Raw genomic sequence first — 5,944 nt, 5'->3', positions numbered from 1 at the left:
CGCAGTTCCACTTTGCCCAAATGGGATATCCTCATCCGACCAAACTGCGGGTAAGTTCTTTCGCGTAAATCGCCTTATGTGAAGCACTCGTCGGCTCCAGGCGTTACCAACGCTCGAGCCGACGTTCGTCCTTCACATAATTTTGACCTTCACATAAACGCGGGGAGTTGTCACTCGACCTGCTTGGCGCGGTGACTCCTACGCCCCATGAACGGTCGCCAGCGTCGGGGGCTCAGCGCCCGGACTCGGCCAAGAGCGGTCACTGAACCGAGTCGCGCCAGCGGCCGGTAAACACATGTAAGCGGCCACTCGCGACGCGTATCCTGGCAGCCCTTGAGCCCATCCCATTACACACAACTCTGGGTGTACGATAGAGGGCTTGTTTTTCTGAGAGATTTTGGAGTGGACGATGGGCTGGGCTGCAGAAGAGTTGGCATCGATCAATCTGGGCGATGCGCGCCGTGACCGGCGGGCGATCCACCTGATCGAGCGCCTGGCCGAGCATCCGACGGCCAGCATCCCAGCGGCTTGTAACGGCTGGGCGGAGACGCAGGCCGCCTATCGTTTTCTTGGCTGCGAAGCCTACGACTGGCTCGACATTTTCGAGCCGCATCGTCAGTGCACCCAGGCGCGCATGGCGGCGCATCCGATGTTGCTGTGTCTGCAGGACACCACGGAGCTGGACTTCAACGGCCAGACGACCAAAGGACTTGGTCCGCTGAGCTACGAGGCCCAACGCGGGATGTACCTGCATCCGACCTACGCGGTCACCCCGGAGCGCGAGCCGCTGGGCGTGCTGGATGCCTGGATGTGGGCGCGTGAGCCGAAAGCGGCTGACGGTCACCGCCCGGGCGCGCCCGAGAGTCTGCGCTGGACGGAAGGCTATGAGCGGATCGCCGACATGGCTGGGGCGTTGCCCGACACGCGCCTGGTCCTATGTGGCGGATCGCGAGGCCGACATTCTTGACCTGATGGTCCGCGCACGCGATTTGGGCAACCCGGCCGACTGGCTGGTGCGCGCCAAGCACAACCGCGCCCTGCCGGGCGGCCAGAAGCTGTGGGCGAGCGTGCTCGACACCACCCCGCTCAGGGAGGTGCGTTTCACCCTGCCGCCCGGACGAGGGCGCGCGGCCCGCGAGGTGCGTCAGCAGCTCTATAGCAAGCGCGTGACGCTCTCGGATCGGCGCAAAGGTCACATCGAAGTCACCTGCGTGATCGCCCGTGAGGTCGATGCGCCCGCAGGCGTCAAACCGGTTGAATGGCGTCTGCTGACCAACCGCGGTGCCGAGACGCTCGAGGCCGTCGTCGAGCTGATTGACTGGTATCGGGCACGCTGGGAAATTGAGATTTACCAGTCATGGTGCCTCCATACAGCGTTCAGTCAGTGTTGTTTGCGGACCCCTCGCCCTCGGCGACGAGTCGCGTCCGTGCCCAGTGACGCGGGGCGTGGCGTTGCGCACGAAGGCGCTCCAACTCGGCGGCGTCGGCCCAGATCAGCCATTGACGTCGGCCCGCGCGCTCGACTTGGCGGCCTTTCAGCCAGCCTCTACGCAGCCAGCTGAAGAGGGTCACCGGCGGCATCTCGAGCGTGCGCGCCAGCTCCGGCAAGGCCCATTCGTCCGCGGCGCGCTCCGGCCAGGGTGCCTGTCGTGGAGGTGGCGTTCCAGCGGACAGCCCTTGGCGGGTGAGCAGGCTGGCGACCATGGGGCCAGTGAAAGTCGCGCGTCGCTTGGCCGGCCGCCACACCTCGGCATTGAGCTGGCGGGCGATGTCCGGGCAGGAGTGCCCCTCCTGATGTAAGGATAGAACGCGCGCCGTTAGCTGTGGGTAGTCGCTGAGCTGCTCCAGACGCGCAACGGGACGCACCAGGTGCGTACGGGTGGAATGTCCGCCGATCCAGTGCACCTCGACGGTGACCTGCTCAGTGTCGTCGATGACGGTGACGATGACGCGCTCGATGAGCTGGCGGACGATGGCCTGGCGCTCGGCGGCCGTGGTCGAGGGCGCCTGCCAGAGGGCGGGGATATCCGCCGCCAGTTGGCGAATGCGCGCGCGCTCGACCTCGGACAAGGTCTGCGGCTCCTGGCGGCGAAACCGCGCATACTCGCCCTGCAGCTGCTCCTCGGCCTGCAGCGCCGCCTCCCACTGCTGCTCCAGGGTACGTGCCACGAGGCGATGCTCGGGCTCGACGGCTTGGTACTGACGCTCGGCCCGCTCGGCCGCGTAGTGGGCGCGCTCCAGGCGTTGCTGCCATTGGGCGTGATGGCGGGCACGCTCGCCTTCCAGATCCTCGGCCACTTGGAGGCTGATCTCCAGTGCGGCTGGCTCCAGGGCGCTCAAGACCAGCTCGCTGATCAAGGCATCCAGTGGCGCGCCGCTGAGCGATTGACACAGCGGGGCGGCATAGTCGGTGGACTCGCGGGAGCAGACATAGCGTAAGCCGTCTCCATTGTTCGTATATTGGGTCGCCATGCGCAGCCCACAGCGGCCACAGATCAGACGCACGGAGAGCAACGACGGTCCCTGGCGCGCCACGCCGCCGGCCTGGGCGGTATTGGCGGCGAGCTGACGCAGGTGCTGCTCGTACTGCTCCCAGCTGATGTAGGCCGGCAGGCGATCCTGGAGCAGCACCTCCCACTGCTCGGGACCGGCAACAGTGCGCCCGGTCGCGGGTCGGCCGGGCTGACGCCGGCGCGGATCAATGGGGCGCCGTCCGTAGACGTAGGCACCGGCATAGGTGGGACTGTGCAGCAGATTGCTCAGCGTCACCCGATTGGGCCGGCGCCACTGCAGTTGCCCCGTCTGCGCCCCGCTGATGGGACGATAGGGCAGCGTGAGCTGATGCGCTACCAGGTAACGCAGCACGCCATGGATGGTGCCGCAGCGCTCAAACTGCGTGAAGATCGTCTCGATCACCGCGCGCGCCTGGGCATCGGGGTCCTTGATCACCGCCCCCGAGAGATCGCGGTGATAGCCCATCGGCAGGCGCAGCTTCAGCTCGCCGCGGCGGGCCTTCGCCCGTTTGACTTCGAGCAAACGTTGCTTGAGGATGTGCAACTCGGCTTCCGACATGGTGCCTTTTAAACCTCGATTATAAAGCACCGTATATTGTGTTTTTGGGCGCGTCTGCTAACGTCATTGAAGAATCAAGCGACTACTTCGGTCAAGCGGGCCAGGTCGAACGCGTCTATTGGCGCGGGGAGGAACCTTGGATTCGGATGCGCAGTCGACTCGGCCCCTGCTGGTCGGTTCCGTGGTCGCACACGGACCTGCCGCACTTGGTCCCGCCGGTACCACCCCAGCGGTTGCTCTCTCCCCACGGGCTGCGCGCGCTGAGTCATGCCCTCAAGGGCTCTCCCGGAATTCAGGTGATCGAGAAAATTATTTGATAACAGTCACTTGACCTCGAATTATCCGCACACAGAAGCTTCGAAATGATGCTGAGCGAAAGAGAGGTAAGCGACTGATTTGTAAGCATCGACTAGCCGAAAAGGGCGTATCCGTGCAGATCGAGGTACACCCTCTGAAAAAGCCGCTTTCGATTGGTGAAGCCGTAGCCGCGCCGTTTGAGCACTTTGATTTTGTTATTGAGGCCCTCGACAAACCCGCTGGTTTGGCGGCTGATGAAATCGTTCGCAATGATCTCAAGATGCGTCGTGAGGGTCTTGATGAAACGATTGAAACAGCTCAGGCCACGCTTGGTGACGCGCCGGATCCAGGCGCGCAGTCGGCGCTTGCCCTGTCCTTTCGTCAGCGGGGCTTCATAGATGGCGGTGAGCGCCTCACTGAGGGCATGGGCCTGGTGGAGCTTGGGCGAGAATTCAAAGACGCGTCGGTGAATCCGGCGCTCATCGGCACTCAGATCGGCGTCGGATTTGCGCAGAATCCAATGCACGTTCTTCAGCGATTCATACTCGGTTTTCGACAGTTCGCCTTTGAGGCGGCGCATCTCTTTCTTGCGCAAGGACTCCACGCCATCGCGATAGCGCTTGGCGACGTGAAAGCGATCGGCGCAGACCGCCACCCGGCGCCCGAAGACGGCCTTGGCCGCGCCCAGGAAACCGGCGTACAGATCCGAGCAGACAAGCTCGACGGTGGCCCGTAAGCGCTTGGGGATACTCTTGAAAAATGCCTTGACCGTGGCCTTGGTGCGGTCGGCGAGGATCGCCAGGATGGTCAGTTGACCATCGGCGAGACGGGCACTGACGACCGTCACGAAGTCGCGATGCCCTTTCTTCAAGGCAATTTCATCGACCCCGATGATCGGCAACTGCGTAAAGCGGCTCCAATCGACCTGCTCGGCGACATAACGCTTCAGCACGCCTTCAATGGCATCCGTGCCAAGCCCCTGCTTGCGACTGACGTCTTCAACGGTGCTGTTGATCAGCGTCAGCAAGACCTCCTGCTCAAACGCCTTGGTCAGGCGGCTGCGCGGCGTATACCAGTCCAATGTCTGCGTGGTCGTCGGTCGATCCTCGCAGCGCGGGCAACCGTAACGCTCAGGGCGCAGGACAATGAAGACCTGATGACCAAACATCGGTAAGGAGCCGTCTATCCGACATTGCGCATATCGAAGTTTCGCGATCTTCGGCTATTTTGAAGCGAAAATCAGCGAATAGTCGCGATAGAAAATAATGACTTTTCACGCCCAGGAAGCGCAGGAATATTTTGTCCCGCGATGACTGGCAATTTGCTCTGGATTCGTGTTCGGAACGGCTGAGTTTGAACATAAAATCAGCAAGATAGATAAATTATTTTTACACATTTTGATGTGCGGAATGTCGGGTCTATCAACTACTTCCCAATTTATTTGGACTGATGGTGTAGTTCAGATTCGGGCAGAGTTGCCGGCGTCGAATGTTCACTGTCGCCATCTGCTCGGGCGTCACCTTGATGCCTTTGGCGTAGGGTGTTGGATCGAGGACGGCGTCGACGCAGAGCCCGGTGGTCGTGGTGGTGCCCCGGATGAGGGCGAGCATGGTGGGGAGACTGCGCAGTGGATGCCCCGCCCAGTTGCGGCTGATCTGGCTGAACAGTCGGTGCTCGATGGGGTTCCACTTGGAGGCGCCGGTGGGGTAGTGGCAGACACTGATGGCGAGTCCCGTGTCATTGGCCAACTGCTGGAGTTCATCCTTCCACAACCGCGGGCGATGCCCGTTGCAGCCGCCCGCATCGGCTTCGATGAGCAGGTGCTGGGCGTCAGGTTAGCGCCCGCGCCCGATCCGCTCCCACCAGCGGCGTATGGCCGCCACCGCCAACTGCGCGGTCGCGGCATGAGTGCCGACGCTGACCAGGGCGTGGTTGGCTTGGCGGTCGTAGACGCCGTAAGCACTGCCATTAAGTTAAGCGTATCCCTATCACTCGGCTTTGGCCAATTTAGGCGGTCGCCGCGAGCTGGTCTAGCAAGCGATCGAGGCGTTTGGGTGAAATTAGGACCCGGTCTTGCTCGGGCGTTGAGTTGACGTCATTCTCCTTAGCCCAGAGCGTGTCGCTCCAGATGGTGCGCCGCACCAGGGCGAGGCAGTCGGAGAAGGTGGCGTGGGACTTGAGGTACCAGGCCGTGGAGCGCGGTAGCGAGGCCCAGCGCTCGCGCCACTGGTAGACCATCAGGCACACCAGCGAGAACAGCGCCATCAACATGGGCGTGTTGCGCGCGATCGCCAAGTCGGTCCATTGGCGCTGGGTCTCGACGCCGAGGTGACGACGGACTTCCTCGAAGGTGACCTCCAGTGACCAGCGCCAGACGAACAGCTCGACAACACGCGCCGGGGCCATGTTCAGATCGGTGGTGAAGAAGGCCTGGGTCGGCAGCCACCCTTCGGGATCGACCACGAGCACCCAGCGAATCGGCAACGGTGGCCATCCGGGGGTGTGCCACAGACAGACATCGCTGAGCAGGCGCAGCGTCTTGGGCTGTCTATACCATTGAAGGGTGACGACCTCG

The 5,944-nt window shown here is 62.7% G+C and carries 3 protein-coding genes and 2 pseudogenes; 1 reads left to right on the top strand and 4 read right to left on the bottom strand.

Going from position 1 to position 5,944, the window contains the following annotated elements; genetic code table 11:
* Positions 1–409: 409 nt before the first annotated feature.
* Positions 410–1,352: pseudogene (locus G3480_RS24705) on the top strand (IS4 family transposase); the annotation flags it as partial.
* A 25-nt stretch (positions 1,353–1,377) separates the two neighbouring features.
* Here G3480_RS24705 and G3480_RS24700 read toward each other — a convergent pair.
* The 4 genes and pseudogenes from G3480_RS24700 to G3480_RS24680 all read right to left on the bottom strand — a co-directional run.
* Positions 1,378–3,072: a recombinase family protein gene (locus tag G3480_RS24700; RefSeq protein ID WP_164656885.1), complete on the bottom strand. Its 1,695-nt coding sequence runs from the start codon at positions 3,070–3,072 to the stop codon at positions 1,378–1,380.
* 409 nt (positions 3,073–3,481) lie between these two features.
* A complete protein-coding gene (locus tag G3480_RS24695; protein WP_164656884.1) occupies positions 3,482–4,537 on the bottom strand; it encodes an ISL3 family transposase in 1,056 nt (351 codons plus the stop codon).
* 253 nt (positions 4,538–4,790) lie between these two features.
* Positions 4,791–5,321, bottom strand: a pseudogene (locus tag G3480_RS24690) (ISAzo13 family transposase); the annotation flags it as partial.
* 55 nt (positions 5,322–5,376) lie between these two features.
* Positions 5,377–5,944, bottom strand: a 568-nt coding sequence (locus G3480_RS24680) for a hypothetical protein (protein WP_206171881.1), incomplete at its 5' end; no start/stop codon positions are given.

Source organism: Thiorhodococcus mannitoliphagus, from assembly GCF_010915725.1.
Taxonomy (GTDB): domain Bacteria; phylum Pseudomonadota; class Gammaproteobacteria; order Chromatiales; family Chromatiaceae; genus Thiorhodococcus; species Thiorhodococcus mannitoliphagus.
This window is presented reverse-complemented; position numbering and strand designations above follow the sequence as displayed.